The sequence below is a fragment of the Agrobacterium sp. genome (assembly GCF_059499945.1).
In genome coordinates this window covers 340,529-356,784 of the sequence record NZ_JCABZP010000010.1, presented here as the reverse complement: position 1 = coordinate 356,784, position 16,256 = coordinate 340,529, and the positions used below count along the sequence as shown (strand labels likewise).

Below are 16,256 nucleotides of genomic sequence, written 5' to 3'. Positions count from 1 at the left end.
GCTGTCTTTCGAGTGATTGTTCCGCGCGGGTCCCGAAGGACGCTGCATTGTTTGCGGATGCACTAGCATGCATGGCCGGGGCAGCCAAATGTTTTTGGGGTGAGGATTACGACGGAGGGGATGTGGTCTTTATGCTAGCAGGTCGCCCCAATGTGATTGGTGACCTCGTCTTCGTCTGGATGTGTAATTTGCTGTGATGGTTGGCAGCGTTTTTTTGTAGGGGGCCATCTTCCTCCGTCATTCCGGCCTTGAGCCGGAATCCAGCCAGCCCAAGTCTTTGGGCTGAAAGGACTCTTCCCACGGCGCAGACGCGCCGTGACTGGATGCCGGATCAAGTCCGGCATGGCGGGAGAGGAGTGTAGCGGAAGAGCAACCGACAAGGAGGGGGCGACACCGCATGGCGTGATGTGCGGTGCTGATGTTCTTCAACGGCCGACTGGCGAGAATTTCCCGCATATTCCGCCAGAATCAAAAACGGCGCCAGAGGCGCCGCTTTTTTTAACCTGTCGCTCGATCGTCGCGCCCTGGAGGTCGGGCAGCGGGACGATCGTTTACGCCTTAGCGGAACGAACGGGCTGCTACGTTACGGATGTCGTAACGGGTCAGGCCGATGTCGCTCAGAGCCTGGTTGGACAGGCTGCCAAGTTCGTTGATCGTGCGGCGGTAGGAGATCCAGTTCTTTGCGATGCGGATGGGGTTCATGGTCGTTTCCTCAATCTATCTCTGTTGATTTCGTCTGCCGGCTCAGTGTTTCTCTGTGCTCTCGGCTGTTGAGGTTTATATATAGACATTGAGCCATGTTGTGCAGTGCAGAATTTAGGCTACTGCCATGCATTTGTGCACTATGTCGGCTAAATTTGCGGCTTTGAGTATCGGTTGGGCAAAATATGAGCGGAAATGCCTGTGTTTCAGGCGGTTTTGACTGATTTGGCAGCTTTTGGCGGCGTAGGAGAGGCTTTCCGGTGTGAAAAGCAGCCATGAAGAGGCTCTAGCGCGATCCAGGCCTGTGCAATTGGTCGGCCGATCGATGCATTTTTCATCTGCCGATGCGGCGAGTGGCTGTGCAGTCGCCCAAAACGAAAAAAGGCCGGAGGCGGAAGCCTCAGGCCTTTTTGGGTAGGTCGTCTCGCATCCGCCGCAATAAGCGGCGGGGCGTGTAATTAGATGCCGACGGCGGTGCGGGCGACGCGGCGGATGTCCTGACGGCCGATGCCGAGGTCATTCAGTTCGCGGTCGGTCATGCGGCCGAGTTCGGTTACGGTCTGACGATACTTGCGCCAGTTGGTCAGCGAGCGTGTGATGTTCATTTTCATCTTCCTCTTCGTGCTGTTCAGTCTCTACGGCCAGTCTTGGGAGGCTTTGGTCCGGGGCTGAACTCGATCTCTGTATGACCATGAATATAATCGGTTTAATCAAAACAAAAACAGACAAAGCAAGATGTCACCTATGCATTAAACGCAAGGCAAGTGGAGAAATCGACCCGATTGCGGCGATCCGTGCATAATTTGTGACCAATTTGTGTGCTTTTGGTGATCGAATGGGGTTGGGCGTTGCGAATCCGGGAGGCATGGCCGGATACGGGGTGGGCGCGGCGCAGAAGCCTCGAATTGCAGATATGAAGCGGGGGGGCGGCAATCCGGCAATGTCGGTTGCGGGAGAGGCTATATATAATGTCAATGTAGCCGCATAAATATTGCCTGCTTCCCCGCCTGCTTCCATGCGGATGTGCCGCTTGGGGCGGGCCGGCAAGGAGAGGGGGCGGATGCCCCGCGGTTTCCCGTTTCCAGCCCAGAATCGCCCCAGTCCGATCCTTGCGCCTCATCCCCTGGCGGCGGCGGCAAATAAGCTTAGGGGGCGGCTGCCTCTCCCCGCCGGCGCGGGCAACAAGAAAAGTCCGGAGGAAACGAAAGGCGGGGGAACGGCGTGCTTGACCCTTTCAGAACATTGTGACATACCGCCGCCCAACGTGCGGGTATGGCGGAATTGGTAGACGCATTGGTTTTAGGTACCAACGCTTCGGCGTGGGAGTTCGAGTCTCTCTACCCGCACCACAAGCAAGGCATGGCTGTGCCACGCTTGCGCCAGAGTGCATCTTTATAAGATGCGGGGAGCTTCGGGGTTCTTTTCTCCCCTTTGGTCTTTGGTCTCCGGTGCAGGCGCAAAGGTGTGCGGCAGGCGCTTGTGTAAAGAAATAAGGGAAGCCACGGCCGGGGAACGAAGTTTCCGGCGCAGTGCTCGAAAGTAAACCAACGGCTGTCTGAGCACCGCCGCCATGATGTGAAGGTTTGAGAAAATGCAGGTTATTGAAACGCTCGCTGAAGGGCTGAAGCGCGAACTCAAGATCGTTATCCCGGCTGCCGACATGAAGGCCCGTCTGGACGAGCGCCTGGTTGACGCCAAGGACAAGGTTCGCATCAACGGTTTCCGTCCCGGCAAGGTGCCGATGGGTCACCTGAAGAAGATGTATGGCAAGTCCATCATGGCCGACCTCGTCAACGAGCTGGTTCGTGAAAAGCCTTCCGAAATCCTTTCCAGCCGCGGCGAGAAGTCTGCTACCCAGCCGGCCATCTCCATGACCGAAGACGAGCAGGAAGCTGAAAAGATCCTGTCGGCCGAATCCGATTTCGAATTCACCGTTGCCTATGAAATCATCCCGGCCATCGAACTGAAGGCCAATGACGGCATCAAGGTTACCCGCGAAGTTGTTGAAGTCTCCGAAGACGAAATCAACGAGCAGATCCTCAAGATCGCCGAAAGCGCCCGCACCTACGAGGCCAAGAAGGGCAAGGCCGCCGATGGCGACCGCGTCACCATGAACTATCTCGGCAAGGTTGACGGCGTTGCCTTCGACGGCGGCGCTGCTGAAGACGCTGAACTGGTTCTCGGTTCTGGCCGCTTCATCCCCGGCTTCGAAGACCAGCTCGTTGGCGTCAAGGCCGGCGACGAAAAGACCATCACCGTGACCTTCCCGGCCGACTACCCGGCTGCGAACCTCGCGGGCAAGGAAGCCAACTTCGACATCACCGTCAAGGAAGTTGCTGCTGCCGCTGCTGTTGAAATCAACGACGAACTGGCCACCAAGCTCGGTCTCGAATCGGCTGAAAAGCTGAAGGAAATCGTCAAGGGCCAGATCGAAAGCCAGTACGGCAACGTCACCCGCCAGAAGGTCAAGCGTCAGATCCTCGACCAGCTGGACGAGATGTACAAGTTCGACACGCCGGCTGGCCTCGTCGACGCCGAGTTCGATAACATCTGGCGCCAGATCAACACCGATCTCGCCCAGTCCGGCAAGACCTTCGCTGACGAAGACACGACCGAAGAAGAAGCCCGCGAAGAATATCGCAAGCTTGCTGAGCGTCGCGTTCGTCTCGGCCTCGTTCTCTCCGAAATCGGCGAAAAGGCCGGCGTTGAAGTGACCGAAGAAGAAATGCAGCGCGCGCTGTTCCAGCAGCTGCAGCAGTTCCCCGGCCAGCAGAAGGAAATCCTCGATTTCTTCCGCAACACCCCCGGCGCTTCCGCTTCGCTGCGCGCTCCGATCTTCGAAGAGAAGGTCATTGACAAGCTGCTCTCCGAAATCTCGGTAACGGACAAGACCGTTTCCAAGGAAGAGCTGCTGGCTGACGACGGCGAAGAAGAAACGGAAACCAAGAAGAAGGCTCCGGCCAAGAAAAAGGCTGCTGCCAAGGCTGACGCCGCCGCTGAAGGCGAAGAAGCCGCTCCGAAGAAGAAGGCTCCGGCCAAGAAGAAGGCCGCCGAAGGCGACGCCGAATAATCTTCTTCGGTGCAAGCTGATTGAACAAAGGGCCGCGGCGAAAGCTGCGGCCTTTTTGTTTGGGCGCCGGTTTTCTGGCAGTATTGCTCGCCCGGTTTCGGGCTTTTGACATCGTTGCGTCATTCTGAATCATTATCGTTAGAGACCGTGGCCGCCGAACCGGAAATATAGGCACCATCGCCACGACGCCGGGGAATGTTGAAGGGTCGTGTTATGGGTGTCAGAAACTGTTTGATCGAGGGTGTTTCCGGCACCGGTAAAACCTCGGTGGCAACCGAACTCCAGCGACGTGGCTATCATGTCATCCACGGCGACCGTGAACTTGCCTACAAAGGTGATCCTGAAACAGGCGAACCGGTCGATCTCTCGCTGTTTCAAGGGGATGGGGATATTATCTACCGTCATCGGCATCATATTTGGGATGTCAAAAAAGTGCAGGCGCTGGTGACTGATCGACGTCACGCGATCACGTTCTTCTGCGGCGGCTCAAGGAACTTTGGGCGTTTTATAGACCGCTTCGATCAGGTCTTCGTTCTGGATATCGACGTCGCGATCTTGCGAAGACGGTTGATGGAGAGGCCTGAGGACGAGTTCGGCGGAAAGGCGGCCGAACGCGAATTTGTCTTGCAACTCCATGCGACGAAAGAAGACCTTCCCGCCAATGCAACGGTCATTGATTCATCGAGGCCTTTAGACGTGGTGATTGATGACATCCTGACCCGCTGCGTTGGACCGACCTCAGGAAATGAGCAGCACGGGGATTCTTCGTTTTGATCACAATGCGGTGCAGCATGATTTTTTGCTGCATCTGCTCTTGTTCATCTCCCGTTCATCTGGCACCCTGCGCAGCATGATTTGCCCCGGTCGCTGAACGCGGCCGCTCGGGTACTGTGCGCCGCTTTTATGCGGCCTCATCGCTGCCAAACCATTGGCCTTGAGCTTTTACCGTGCCTGCCGGGTCTTCCGGCGCGCCCTTAATCTGCCAGGGGACAAGTATGTCGCTCCGAACGGGTTCTGCCCTTGTATTGTCGTTCTTTACCGCCGCCACGGCCGCTCATGCCGATGAGGCCGGGCTGATCTGGAAACCGGTCAAGAATTCCGATCGCTCCTACACGGCGCGCATCGGCGCCAAGCTGCCGGTCGATACGCCGATCCGGGCGGGGCTGGAAATGGGCATGAATGCCTCGAGGACGGGGCAGGTGGTGGATACGCCGGTTCGGCTGTGGGGTAATGTCACGCTGCTGGCGGAACAGCTGCCCGGTGTCTCGCTTGCACGCGATGTCGGTGTCATCGTCAATGCATTGACGGGGTCGAGCAGCCTCTCCATGACATCACAGCAGAAGCGCATCGTCACGCCGGAACTGGATATCGAGGCGAACCGCAATTTCACCGTGCGTTACGACGGCACGGCGCAGCAATGGAACGGTCTTGATGTGTCGCAGTCGTTGCGCCTGTCCCGCTCGGAAACCGGCACGGCCTTCGTGCTGACGGGGGCGAGCCGCAACAGCTTCAACGAGTTCAGCAGCGGCGTGGCGGTGGAGCAGAAGATCGGCGATAATCTGACGGTGCGCGGAACGCTTGACCAGGGTTTTGCGGATCATTTCCGGCCGGGGGTGAGTGCGCGGTATAGTATTCGCTGGTGAGGGGGGCGGGCTGCTTGGGCCGGGATCATCTCTGGACAAGAGGAAAGATGCAGGTGAATGTCTCTCTTCCGTCATGCCGGACCTGATCCGGCATCCAGCCACGGCGCGTCTGCGCCTTGAGGCGAGTCTTTTCAGCCCAAGGACTTGGGCTGGCTGGACCCCGGATCAAGTCCGGGGTGACGAGGAGAGGAGGCTACGACCTTACCACAAGCGCCCGTATGGCGTTGTGCCGTTCCGCTGAATACTCTCTCAATCCTTCTTGATCTCACCCATGCGGTTCCACGCATCCAGCCCGGCAATCTTGTAGGCTTCCGCGAGCGTGGGGTAATTGAACGTATTCTCCACGAAATATTCCACCGTGCCTTTGAGATTCAGCACCGCCTGGCCGATATGCACCAGTTCCGTTGCGCCTTCGCCGACGATGTGGACGCCGAGCAGGCGGCGGGTTTTCAGCGAGAAGATCATCTTCAAGAGCCCGCTGTCGAGACCCATGATGTGGCCGCGGGAGGTTTCGCGGAAATGGGCGATGCCGCATTCATAGGGAATGGCGCGTTCGATGACTTCTTCTTCCGTCAGGCCGCAGGTGGAGATTTCAGGCACGGCATAGATGCCGTAGGGGAAGAATTGCGGCGGTTCGCCGGCCGGTGCACCGACGGCATGGCGGGCGGCGATGCGGCCCTGTTCCATGGACGTGGATGCAAGGCTCGGGAAACCGATGATGTCGCCGGCGGCATAGATGTTCGGCACCGAGGTCTGGAAGGTCTCGGGATCGACCTTCAGGCGGCCGCGGCTGTCGGCCTCCAGCCCGCAGGCCGAAAGGTTGAGCGTATCGGTAGCGCCGACGCGGCCGGCGGCAAACAGCACCGTCTCGGCCTTGAGGACGCGACCATTGCCGAGCGAGACGAGGCATTTGCCGCTGTCGTCACGCTCCACCTTTTCCGCCTTCTGCCCGAAGATCAGCTTCATGTTGCGGTCGCGCAGCTGATAGGCGAAATCCTCGACGATTTCCTTGTCGATGAATTCCAGCATCGTTTCGCGCGGCTCCACCACCGTCACCTGCGTGTCGAGCGCGCTGAAGATGGTGGCGTATTCGATGCCGATGACGCCGGCGCCGACAACGATCATCGAGCGCGGCAGTTCCTTGATCTCGAGAATCTCGTCCGAATCGAGCACCGCTTCGCCATCGAAGGGAATATGCGGCGGCCGGTAGGGGCGGGTGCCAATGGTCAGCAGGATGGATGTCGCGGTAACGGTCATGATCTCACCATCGCTTTTCACCACCTTCATGGTGTTGGCGTCGATGAAGCTTGCCGTGCCGCGAATGTGCTGGACGCGGTTGCGGGCGAACTGGTGCTCCAGCACTTCCACTTCGTGATCCAGCGTGATGAGCAGGCGGCGGCGCAGGTCTTCGGCGTCGATCTCCTGCTTGACACGATAGGCGCGCCCGTAAAAACCGCGCTCGCGCCAGCCGGTGAGGTTGAGCGCCGTTTCGCGCAGGGTCTTCGAAGGGATGGTGCCGGTGTGCACCGAAACGCCGCCGACGCGGCTGCCCTTCTCGATGACCAGAACCTTCTTTTCGAGCTTGGCGGCCTGAATGGCGGCCCGTCTTCCCGCCGGACCGCTGCCGACAACAATCAGATCGAACTGGTGCATGAAAAACCCCGGAACAGAATTATTGCAATGACCGGATGTCGCATCCGGCATGGCGTCGCCGCGAAATGGTCGTGATGCCATTTTGATGATGGGGAGTGATTCCCCCTTCAGCCTTGCCCGCAAGAGTGCAATGCAACAAACGCCTGCGTCAATCTGTAGCGTAAGAATCTGACGGATTCGTAACTGGGGGGTGAGGTTTCAGGAGGTTGTGCGATTCTTAGTGGCGCGGAGGTGCGTGGAGCTTACCCCCCTCTGCCCTGCCGGGCATCTCCCCCTCAAGGGGGGAGATCGGCAAGAGGCTCTTTTACTGCTCCATTCTCAAGCGTTGAGATGGGCGAGGCCTTGCCGCAGATCGATCTCCCCCCTTGAGGGGGAGATGCCCGGCAGGGCAGAGGGGGGGTAAGCTCCACGCACCTCCCTTCACTCCTGAAAAAGCCTCAAAAACCCAACAGCTTCATCCCGCCCAGCGTTGCCGGTCGGGGATACCCAGCGTGCGTCGGGCGATTGCCCGGCTGCGCTTTGGTTGGGGTTGGTGTGGGTCGGATGCGTTGCGCAGCCGGGTCTTTCACCATGCCGTATTTCGCAAAGGGCCGTGCACCGCCTGTTGCGAAATGGTCCTTTCCACGAACGTTGCCAGCGTTCCCACCACAGGACCGTCCCTTGGTTTCCGCCACGTCTGGCAGCCACCCGGCAGGACTGCGTTCACTCTAACAGCGCGCCGCGGAGCGGGGAAAAGCGGGGACGATTTTTTCCGGCTTCAGTCTTCTTTGCGGGTAACGTGACGGTGGAGCGCGGCAAGGTCCTGGCGGAGCGCCGCCAGTTCGGCCAGCACTTTCACATCGATCTTTTCATGCAGGGAAAGAACCTCGAGCTCGGCCTTCAGGTTCACCTCATAATCCTTGGCGGCCTCAAAACGGTCGCGGGCGGCCTGTCGGTTCTGCGACATCATGATGATCGGCGCCTGAATGGCGGCCAGCATGGAGAGCAGCAGGTTGAGGAAGATGAAGGGATAGGGGTCGAAGGCGCGCGTCGTCAGCACGATGGTGTTGACGATGGCCCAGACCACCAGGAAAAAGCAGAAGCTGAGGATGAAACCCCAGGAGCCGCCGACCTTGGCGATATTGTCGGCCAGCCTGTCGCCGAGGCTGGCGCCGGCGGAAAATTCCGCGTTGATGTCGCTCGAAACCAGCTTTTTCTGGTGCGAGAGTTCGAGAATACGCTGCTCCACCTCGCCGATTTCGCGGGAGGAGCGCTTGAAGTGCGAAACGATATAGTCGGAGATATCTGACACGGTGTTTCTCCGGTTCTGATGGGGCGATGCGGATGTTTCCCGAGATAAACCCGCATGGCGGTGGAATTCAAACGATTTCCACCACCATGCGGTTCAGGCGTCCCCGCCGAAAACCATCAGACCGACGGCGCGCCCTCATGCAGCCAGTTGAAACCGGGGAAGAAGCGCTCGCGGCCATATTGCTGGCCGAACATCATGTCGAACTGCAGCAGGCGGTAATCGCGCACCACGTCGGGAATGGAATTGGGCGCGATCGACCAGTCGGGCAGGGCCTTGCCGTCGGTCGCCACCAGCATATGCCGGTCGATGACGGAGAAGGCCTTCTGCACCTCGCCGAGCGTGCCGGTATAGAAGGGATCGGAGAAGCCGGCCGTCTTCAGCACATGATAGGGCAGAAGCGCCGGGCTGATGGTGCCGATATTCTTGCGCACGCCCTTCTTGGAGGACCAGACGACGAGCGGTGTCTCGTGTTCCTTCTTCATCACCTCCAGCGGCGCACGGCGGCTTGCCACCATGCCCGGCATGTAACCGCTTTCCACGAAGGTCTGGCCGAGCGGCGGCAGGTGATCGCCGAAGAGGACGATGATGGTTTCACGGTCGCGTTTTTTTGCCCAGCGCATCAGTTTCAGCAGCGCTTCATCGGCTTCCGCCACCCCTTGCGAATAGGTGGCAAGCGCCTGCGAGGCGGAGGCGGAGAGATCACCTTCGACGCCGATGGTGTTTTCGGCGTAACGGGTGGCCTCGTAAGGACCGTGTCCCTGCAGGGTGACGGCGAAGAGGAAAAGCGGGTTCTGCGTCCGGTCCGCCGTCGCCATGATCTCATCCATCAGCGCATCGTCGGAGGCGAAGTTGCCGCGTTTTTCCATGGCCGGCAGCGTCTCTTCCGAGCGGAATTCCTCGAAGCCGAAATTCCTGTAGACCTGCTTGCGGTTCCAGAACCATTCCTGGAACGGATGCATGGCGATGGCGGAATAGCCTTCGCCGCGGAAGAAACTGGCGAGCGAGGGCACAGGGCGGCGAATATATTGCTGGTAGGGAATGCTGCCATAGGGCAGGAAGGCGTTGGAAAAGCCGGTCAGCGCCTCGAATTCCACATTCGCCGTCATGCCGCCGAACTCGGGCGAAAAGACGTTGCCCGACTGTTTGGCGCGGATGGTCGGCATCGGATCGGCCGAGAGCTTCACGTTTTCGAGCCGCGCCGGGTCCCAGAGCGATTCGCTCATCAGCATGATGACGTCAGGGTAGTCGCCCTTGTTGGCGGCGAAGGCGGCGGGTTCGGACGTCAGGTCGGCGATGCTGTTTTCACCGTAACCCTGTGGCGCCGAGACATTGGCCATCGGAATATTGAAGGCGAAGGCCATCAGGAAGCCGTTGTGGCGGTAGTTTTCCTGCTGATCCCACATCATGGGTATGATGTTGAGACGGTCACGTGCCCAGGAATAGTGCGAATAGTCCATCAGCGAGGCAAGACTGGCAAGAAGCGGCAGCGCCAGCGCGAGACCAGCCGCGCGTTCACGCCAGCGCAGGACGGGCGAATGGCGGCGCGCCAGCAGCCATAGCGCCACAAGTGCCGCAATGGCGGCGCAGATGCCAAGCCCGAGCAGCACGGCCGTCAAGGGCTGTGCTTTCAGCATGGTCGGCAGAAGCTCGAGGATCTGCCGGCCGAACAGCAGGTCGGAGGGGTAAAGCGGATCGGAAAGATAGGTCTGTTTCTGCGCGGAGATCAGCCCGGTCATCGCGCAGAGCGGTGCAATGGCGATCAGCGACAGGTAACGCCGGCCAAGGATGGCATCCAGCGCCACGAGAAGGGCGAGCACGGCGGCAATGGTGGTCATGCCGGGGCGTGCGGATGAGGTGAGGAAAGCACCGACATCCGTGAGCGAACCGCGGGCGATCCACTCCAGCACCACAACGAGCACAACGGATGCGACCGTCAGATTGGCAAGCGTATAGGCCGTGCCCGAAAGCTTCGAAAGGCTCCTAATCCCTGCAGGCGAAAAGACAAAACCAGCCTTTTCGGAAGCCGTTGTTTTTGGCGCCGAATGTCTCAAACCCATACTCCGGTATTTCAGGCGGCACGGCCGATCCGGGGAGGTGAATCGGGTGTCGCAAAAGTGTCATGTAACTGTCACATAAGCGCGATGAACGCGACATGAACTTTGCGCAGCCTGGCCGGTGCGGCGATAACCTTAGCGTGAACGCGCGCGCCCGATGCGTAACGGGCGCCGCCATGCAATTGCCGCGTTGCGGAGCGGGCACGGGCGCGGTATTGAAAAGCCATGAGCGACAGACACGATATCCAGAACCATCTCCGGATTGCCGTCGGGCAGTTCAATCCCACTGTTGGCGACGTGGCGGGCAATCTCGCCAAGGCGCGCGAGGCTAGGGCCGATGCGGCAACGCAGGGCGCAGACCTTCTGCTTCTGACCGAACTCTTCATTTCAGGCTATCCGCCTGAAGATCTGGTGCTGAAGCCGGCTTTCCTGAAAGCATGCCTGAAAGCGGTGGAAGAACTGGCGGCGGAGACCGCCGATGGCGGACCGGGCGTCGTTATCGGTTTTCCGCGACAGGGCGAGACGGGACGACACAATTCCGTGGCGCTTCTGGATGGCGGCAAGATCATCGCGCTGCGCGACAAGATAGACCTGCCGAATTACGGTGAATTCGACGAAAAACGTGTTTTCTCCGAGGGTTCGATTTCCGGTCCCTATAATTTCCGTGGGGTCAGGATCGGTATTCCGATCTGCGAGGAAATCTGGAACGATATGGGTGTCTGCGAGACGCTCTCCGAAAGCGGGGCGGAAATCCTGCTGGTGCCGAACGGTTCGCCCTATTATCGCGGCAAGCTGGATGTGCGCCATCAGGTGGCGCTCAGGCAGGTGATCGAAAGCGGCCTGCCGCTCGTTTTCGCCAACCAGCTGGGCGGGCAGGACGAGCTGGTATTCGATGGCGCAAGCTTCGGTTTCAATGCCGACAAGACGCTTGCCTTCCAGATGAGCCAGTTCGAGGCCACACTTGCCGTCACCGACTGGAAACGCATGGCAGATGGCTGGCGCTGCGAAAGCGGGCCTTTCTCGAAGATTCCCGAAGGTGAGGAAGCGGATTACCGCGCCTGCATGCTGGGCTTCCGTGATTACGTCAACAAGAACGGCTTCAAGAGCGTGGTTCTCGGCCTTTCCGGCGGCATCGATTCGGCGATCTGTGCCGCCCTTGCCGTCGATGCGCTGGGCGAGGAGCGGGTGCGCTGCATCATGCTGCCTTACCGTTATACCTCGGAAGAATCGCTGAAGGACGCGGCCGATTGCGCCAGGGCGCTGGGCTGCCGCTACGATATCGTGCCGATCGTGGAACCGGTGGAAGGGTTCCTCTCGGCGCTGTCCGATCTCTTCGAGGGCACGGAAGAGGGCATTACCGAGGAAAACCTGCAGAGCCGCACGCGCGGCACCATCCTGATGGCCGTCTCGAACAAGTTCGGCTCGATGGTGGTGACGACGGGCAACAAGTCTGAGATGTCAGTGGGTTACGCCACGCTCTACGGCGACATGAATGGCGGTTTCAACCCCATCAAGGACCTCTACAAGATGCAGGTCTATGCCATTTCCAGCTGGCGCAACGCCCATGTTCCGCCGGGTGCTCTCGGCCCTTCCGGCGAGGTGATCCCCGCCAATATCATTTCCAAGGCCCCGTCGGCCGAATTGCGTCCCAACCAGACCGACCAGGATTCGCTGCCGCCCTATCCGGTGCTCGACGATATTCTGGAATGCCTTGTCGAGAAGGAAATGTCGGTCGAGGAGATTCTCGCACGCGGCCATGATGTGGCCACCGTGCACCGGGTGGAGCATCTGCTTTATCTCGCCGAATACAAGCGCCGGCAATCGGCTCCGGGTGTTAAGATCACCAAGAAGAACTTCGGCCGTGACCGGCGTTATCCGATCACCAACCGGTTCCGGGATCGGTGATTGAGGGCGCGCGCCATTGATTTCTGGCGGGTGAGTTAAGTGCCTTTCTCCGTCATCCTCGCCCTTGAGGCGAGGATCCATGCGCGGTTGAGATTGTGGGTCCTCGGGTCAAGCCCGAGGATGACGTCGCGTGTGAGGAGCTTTTTGACAACGCATAAACGGCGCGGAGAACACCCCGCGCCGCTCGCTCATCTCAAATAACCTGCCCCACATCGATACGGTTGCCATCGGGGTCTTCAAAGACGAAGGCGCGCAGGCCGTAATCCTTGTCCTGCAGGCCCTTGATGATGCGCAAGCCCTGGCTCTTGCAGAGCGCGTGCAGCGCATCGACATCGCTCACCATCATATGGGCCACGTTGAAGGGCGCTGCCTTGTGCGTGGGCTGCAATGTCAGATGCAGCTCGGCATTGCCCTGTTTCAGGATCATGAAGCCGACGGGGTTGCCGTTTTCGAAGGTCTTTTCAAAGCCCAGCACGCCAACGTAAAAATCATGGGCCGTTTCGATATTTTTGACAGGAAGCATTGCGGCGATCCGGCCGAAGCGGATGCCGTGATCGGCGATGGTATTCATCGCGGAACCTCGGATCTGGGAGAAACGGGAAGCGGCGCGGACGGTGCCGGAGCGCTGGCGTTTTTTCCGGTTTGAATTTGCAGGACGGTGCCTGCCGCCCTAGGATCATAATCGAGGCGATGGCGGATGCAAACGGAATGTCTGCATTGCCCAGCGCTTTGAACGAGAACACGGACACGCCCGGGAGGCAGAATGCGCAGTTCCATCGAAATCTTCAACATCCGCACCCGGCAGATGCGTGTGGTGTGGCAGACGCCTGATCTCTTTGAAGCGCCGAACTGGTCGCCGGATGGGAAATATCTGCTGTTGAACAGCGAAGGCCTGCTTTATCGCCTGTCTCTTTCCGGTGATATTGCGCCGGAAAAGGTCGATACCGGCTTTGCCACGCTGTGCAATAACGATCACGGCATTTCGCCTGACGGGTCACTCTATGCCATTTCCGACAAGGTGGAATTCGGCAAGAGCGCCATCTATCTCATGGCCTCCGTGGGCGGCGCGCCACGGCTGATGACGAAAAACCTTCCCTCCTACTGGCATGGCTGGTCGCCGGACGGGAAGAGCTTCGCCTATTGCGGCATTCGCGATCAGGTCTTCGATATCTACTCCATGGATATAGAAAGCGGCGTCGAGACGCGGTTGACCCATGGCGAAGGTCGCAATGACGGGCCGGATTATTCGCCTGACGGTGCGTGGATCTATTTCAATTCCAGCCGCACCGGGCGGATGCAGATCTGGCGCGTACGGGTGGATGGCTCCGCCGTCGAGCGCATCACCGACAGCCCCTATGGCGACTGGTTTCCGCACCCGTCTCCGAAGGGAGACAAGGTGGTGTTCGTCTCCTATGACGGCGACGTTTTCGACCATCCGCGCGATCTTGATGTGCGGGTGCGGCTGATGGGTATGGATGGTGGTAATGCCGAGACGCTGTTTGAGCTTTTCGGCGGGCAGGGAACGATGAACTCGCCTAACTGGTCACCTGAGGGGGACGAGTTCGCCTATGTCAGGTATTTCCCGGTGTAATGGGGGAGGCAGGCCACATTGCCGCACCACCGGCAGAATACTTGCATTCGCAAACTTTTTTGCCCATAGCTTCCTTTGTCAGGTGCCCGCCCTTGCGGCGGGAGAATCGGGAATCCGGTGAAAGCCCGGAACGTGCCCAGCGCTGTGAGGCGGACGCTCTTTTTTAGAAGCCACTGAAGCAATTCGGGAAGGCGAAAAGGGCGGATGAAGCCAAGTCAGAAGACCGGCCTGACGGGATAGACCGAACCGCGCGGACGGCGGCAGGTTGTTGTCGAGGTGGGGTGTATGTTTGCGCCCGGCCTTCGCATTGTTGGGGATAAACGATGCCAGCCGATCCGTCCGTGAGCAATCCGCCCGGCGCCAGTTCTTTCGATCATGCGCTGTCACCCGCCCGCCCGTTTTCCGGTGAGGAGCGCGAGGCGATTTACCGCGCCATTGAAACCCGTCGTGACGTGCGCGATCAGTTCCTGTCCGATCCGCTGCCGGATGATCTGGTGGAGCGTCTCCTGAAGGCGGCCCATTCGGCACCCTCGGTCGGTTTCATGCAGCCGTGGAATTTTACCCTCATCACCGATGGCGCGATCCGTCAGGCGGCCTTTGTGGCCTTCAGCCGCGCCAATGAGGAGGCGGCGGCGATGTTCGAGGGCGAGCAACAGGCTCTCTACCGGAGCTTGAAACTTGAAGGCATCCGCAAGGCCCCGCTCAGCATCTGCGTCACCTGCGATCCCACGCGCGGCGGCAAGGTGGTGCTGGGCCGCACCCATAATCCGCGCACGGATGTCTATTCCACCGTCTGCGCCATCCAGAATCTCTGGCTCGCAGCCCGCGCCGAAGGCATCGGCGTCGGCTGGGTCAGCATTTTCCACGATAGCGACATTCGCACCATTCTCGGTATTCCCGACCACATCGAAATCGTCGCCTGGCTCTGCGTCGGCCGTGTCGATGCGCTCTATACCGAGCCGGAACTGGCGGTGAAAGGCTGGCGGCAGCGCGTGCCGTTGGAGGAGCTTGTGTTCCGCAACCGCTGGGGCGGGGTGTAAGACAGATAAAAGTTCTGCGAGGGAAGCGGGGCGTTGCTGCTTGTTCTTCTCCCCGGCGGGGAGAAGATGGCCCGAAGGGTCAGATGAGGGGGCAAGCTCTCAGCATATCTCTACCGTAGCCCTCTCATCCCGCTGCCGCGGACTGAAGAAACAAGCGGCGTCCGCTCGCTCCACGACGGCTTCACTGCTGCGGCTGTATACCCTTCAATGCCGGGTTCTTCAGGTCGATCCGGCCTGTCTGGTCCGGCAGAAATTTGGGGCCAATGACGCGCACTTTCGTATCGTTCGGGTCATAGTCGCGTTCGGGAACGGGTTGTTCCGGCGGCTTGGCGGCCTGCTGCTGCTCGGCGGGTTTGGGGGCGGCCTTGTCACCTTGCGGTGAGGGGATTTTCGTGATGCCGGAATAGGGCGTTTCGGATTCCGGCCGGGAGGCTTCTTCCTGCTTCTGCATTTCTTCGTGATAGGCGGCCATGTTGCAGGCGCAGCCCGGCGCTTTCGCCGGGGCGTTCCTGTAGGCGAAGGCGGTCGGCAGGTCCCTGTAAGGTTTTCCGGTTTCCGCAGACACCATGTCGGCGGTTTCCTGATCCGTCATGGAGTGGAAATAAAGTTCCGTCTCCGTCCCCGGACACATTTTCTGGCATTGCTCGGCCTGGGCGCGGAAATCGAGCGGCGAGGCATTGGCGGCGATGGGGAAGAACGAGCCGTCGCAGGTGCGCACGCACAGTGTGCGAAGCCCGCCTTCAGCGGCGGCGTTGGGGTAGGGGGAAAGCCCCGCCTGTCCCGGCTCACCGCCATTCTGCCGGAAGGCGTCGGGGTAACGCGTCACATCGGAAGGCGACGGCAGCTGCGCTTCCGTCTGCGGTGCGGTGCCGCAGCCATTTGCATCGAGGGCGGCGAGGATACGCTGGCGCCTGATATCGCCATCGTTGTCACGCACGGCCGCCATGGCGTCGTCGCGATCACGGATGATGGCGTCGCGTTCGTTTTCCGCTTCCGCCAGCGCATCGCCGATCTCGGCGCAGACACCGGCATTGGGATTGCCGTAGACGATGACGCTGCCAGACGAGCAGCCATAGCCGCGCAGGTCGTTCCTGATCTTGCGAATGACGATGTTCTGGCGGGCGAGCGCATTGGCGTAACGCCGCACCTCGGCCGTATTGCCGATGACGCGTGGCGGCTCACGCAACTGCGCATAAAGCGTATCGCAGACCTGATCCGCGAAAGCGGTGGCCGGAGCAATGAAAACAAGGGGAAGCAGGAGGCCGATGATGCGGCTGCGCCGGGTCAATTGTGCGATCCGTTCGATG

13 protein-coding genes, 1 tRNA gene and 1 riboswitch are annotated in these 16,256 nt (G+C 59.8%); of the genes, 7 read left to right on the top strand and 7 right to left on the bottom strand.

What is annotated here, in order from left to right; all coding sequences use genetic code 11:
- Positions 1–558: 558 nt before the first annotated feature.
- Together AC5I5B_RS08315 and AC5I5B_RS08310 are read right to left on the bottom strand one after the other, a co-directional pair.
- Positions 559–702, bottom strand: a complete 144-nt coding sequence (locus tag AC5I5B_RS08315; protein ID WP_003495735.1) for a DUF1127 domain-containing protein — start codon at positions 700–702, stop codon at positions 559–561.
- Between the two features lie 458 nt (positions 703–1,160).
- On the bottom strand, positions 1,161–1,307 hold the full coding sequence (locus AC5I5B_RS08310) for a DUF1127 domain-containing protein (RefSeq protein WP_003502992.1): 147 nt from the start codon (positions 1,305–1,307) through the stop codon (positions 1,161–1,163).
- 661 nt (positions 1,308–1,968) lie between these two features.
- Here AC5I5B_RS08310 and AC5I5B_RS08305 point away from each other — a divergent pair.
- The 4 genes from AC5I5B_RS08305 to AC5I5B_RS08290 all read left to right on the top strand — a co-directional run bounded on the left by AC5I5B_RS08305 (position 1,969) and on the right by AC5I5B_RS08290 (position 5,415).
- Positions 1,969–2,051, top strand: a tRNA-Leu gene (locus tag AC5I5B_RS08305).
- 242 nt (positions 2,052–2,293) lie between these two features.
- On the top strand, positions 2,294–3,772 hold the full coding sequence (tig, locus tag AC5I5B_RS08300) for a trigger factor (RefSeq protein WP_060725748.1): 1,479 nt from the start codon (positions 2,294–2,296) through the stop codon (positions 3,770–3,772).
- Between the two features lie 213 nt (positions 3,773–3,985).
- Positions 3,986–4,546: a nucleoside/nucleotide kinase family protein gene (locus AC5I5B_RS08295; protein WP_111834443.1), complete on the top strand. Its 561-nt coding sequence runs from the start codon at positions 3,986–3,988 to the stop codon at positions 4,544–4,546.
- A gap of 221 nt (positions 4,547–4,767) precedes the next feature.
- Entirely contained in the window at positions 4,768–5,415 is a 648-nt protein-coding gene (locus tag AC5I5B_RS08290) for a hypothetical protein (RefSeq protein ID WP_111834442.1), read from the top strand.
- A gap of 249 nt (positions 5,416–5,664) precedes the next feature.
- Here AC5I5B_RS08290 and sthA read toward each other — a convergent pair whose 3' ends face one another.
- From sthA to AC5I5B_RS08275, 3 genes are all read right to left on the bottom strand, one after another.
- Entirely contained in the window at positions 5,665–7,068 is a 1,404-nt protein-coding gene (sthA, locus tag AC5I5B_RS08285; RefSeq protein ID WP_111834537.1) for a Si-specific NAD(P)(+) transhydrogenase, read from the bottom strand.
- Between the two features lie 757 nt (positions 7,069–7,825).
- Positions 7,826–8,359 carry a DUF1003 domain-containing protein gene (locus tag AC5I5B_RS08280; RefSeq protein WP_003502984.1) on the bottom strand — a complete coding sequence of 178 codons (534 nt, stop codon included), beginning with the start codon at positions 8,357–8,359 and terminating at the stop codon, positions 7,826–7,828.
- A gap of 116 nt (positions 8,360–8,475) precedes the next feature.
- On the bottom strand, positions 8,476–10,416 hold the full coding sequence (locus tag AC5I5B_RS08275) for an LTA synthase family protein (protein WP_161974078.1): 1,941 nt from the start codon (positions 10,414–10,416) through the stop codon (positions 8,476–8,478).
- Positions 10,417–10,638: 222 nt separating this feature from the next.
- Here AC5I5B_RS08275 and AC5I5B_RS08270 point away from each other — a divergent pair, with 222 nt between their 5' ends.
- Positions 10,639–12,318 (top strand): NAD+ synthase, encoded by a 1,680-nt coding sequence (locus AC5I5B_RS08270; protein ID WP_111834441.1) that lies wholly within the window; start codon positions 10,639–10,641, stop codon positions 12,316–12,318.
- Positions 12,319–12,511: 193 nt separating this feature from the next.
- On the opposite strand, the gene AC5I5B_RS08265 is transcribed toward AC5I5B_RS08270, so the two are convergent.
- Positions 12,512–12,889 (bottom strand): glyoxalase superfamily protein, encoded by a 378-nt coding sequence (locus AC5I5B_RS08265; protein WP_020012695.1) that lies wholly within the window; start codon positions 12,887–12,889, stop codon positions 12,512–12,514.
- Between the two features lie 192 nt (positions 12,890–13,081).
- Between AC5I5B_RS08265 and AC5I5B_RS08260 the strand changes: the two genes are divergently transcribed.
- On the top strand, positions 13,082–13,909 hold the full coding sequence (locus AC5I5B_RS08260) for a TolB family protein (protein ID WP_111834440.1): 828 nt from the start codon (positions 13,082–13,084) through the stop codon (positions 13,907–13,909).
- 63 nt (positions 13,910–13,972) lie between these two features.
- Positions 13,973–14,155, top strand: a riboswitch (cobalamin riboswitch).
- Positions 14,156–14,232: 77 nt separating this feature from the next.
- Positions 14,233–14,949, top strand: a complete 717-nt coding sequence (gene bluB, locus AC5I5B_RS08255; RefSeq protein ID WP_003502978.1) for a 5,6-dimethylbenzimidazole synthase — start codon at positions 14,233–14,235, stop codon at positions 14,947–14,949.
- Between the two features lie 181 nt (positions 14,950–15,130).
- Here bluB and AC5I5B_RS08250 read toward each other — a convergent pair whose 3' ends face one another.
- Positions 15,131–16,237 (bottom strand): DUF2865 domain-containing protein, encoded by a 1,107-nt coding sequence (locus AC5I5B_RS08250; RefSeq protein WP_162695527.1) that lies wholly within the window; start codon positions 16,235–16,237, stop codon positions 15,131–15,133.
- Positions 16,238–16,256: the final 19 nt, after the last annotated feature.

Excerpts from the sequence above, each read along its gene's own strand:
- AC5I5B_RS08275 (WP_161974078.1), bottom strand. The coding sequence starts at position 10,416 with ATGGGTTTGAGACATTCGGCGCCAAAAACAACGGCTTCCGAAAAGGCT.
- bluB (WP_003502978.1), top strand. The coding sequence starts at position 14,233 with ATGCCAGCCGATCCGTCCGTGAGCAATCCGCCCGGCGCCAGTTCTTTC.
- AC5I5B_RS08270 (WP_111834441.1), top strand. The coding sequence starts at position 10,639 with ATGAGCGACAGACACGATATCCAGAACCATCTCCGGATTGCCGTCGGG.
- AC5I5B_RS08310 (WP_003502992.1), bottom strand. The coding sequence starts at position 1,307 with ATGAACATCACACGCTCGCTGACCAACTGGCGCAAGTATCGTCAGACC.
- AC5I5B_RS08315 (WP_003495735.1), bottom strand. The coding sequence starts at position 702 with ATGAACCCCATCCGCATCGCAAAGAACTGGATCTCCTACCGCCGCACG.
- tig (WP_060725748.1), top strand. The coding sequence starts at position 2,294 with ATGCAGGTTATTGAAACGCTCGCTGAAGGGCTGAAGCGCGAACTCAAG.
- sthA (WP_111834537.1), bottom strand. The coding sequence starts at position 7,068 with ATGCACCAGTTCGATCTGATTGTTGTCGGCAGCGGTCCGGCGGGAAGA.
- AC5I5B_RS08295 (WP_111834443.1), top strand. The coding sequence starts at position 3,986 with ATGGGTGTCAGAAACTGTTTGATCGAGGGTGTTTCCGGCACCGGTAAA.
- AC5I5B_RS08265 (WP_020012695.1), bottom strand. The coding sequence starts at position 12,889 with ATGAATACCATCGCCGATCACGGCATCCGCTTCGGCCGGATCGCCGCA.
- AC5I5B_RS08290 (WP_111834442.1), top strand. The coding sequence starts at position 4,768 with ATGTCGCTCCGAACGGGTTCTGCCCTTGTATTGTCGTTCTTTACCGCC.
- AC5I5B_RS08260 (WP_111834440.1), top strand. The coding sequence starts at position 13,082 with ATGCGCAGTTCCATCGAAATCTTCAACATCCGCACCCGGCAGATGCGT.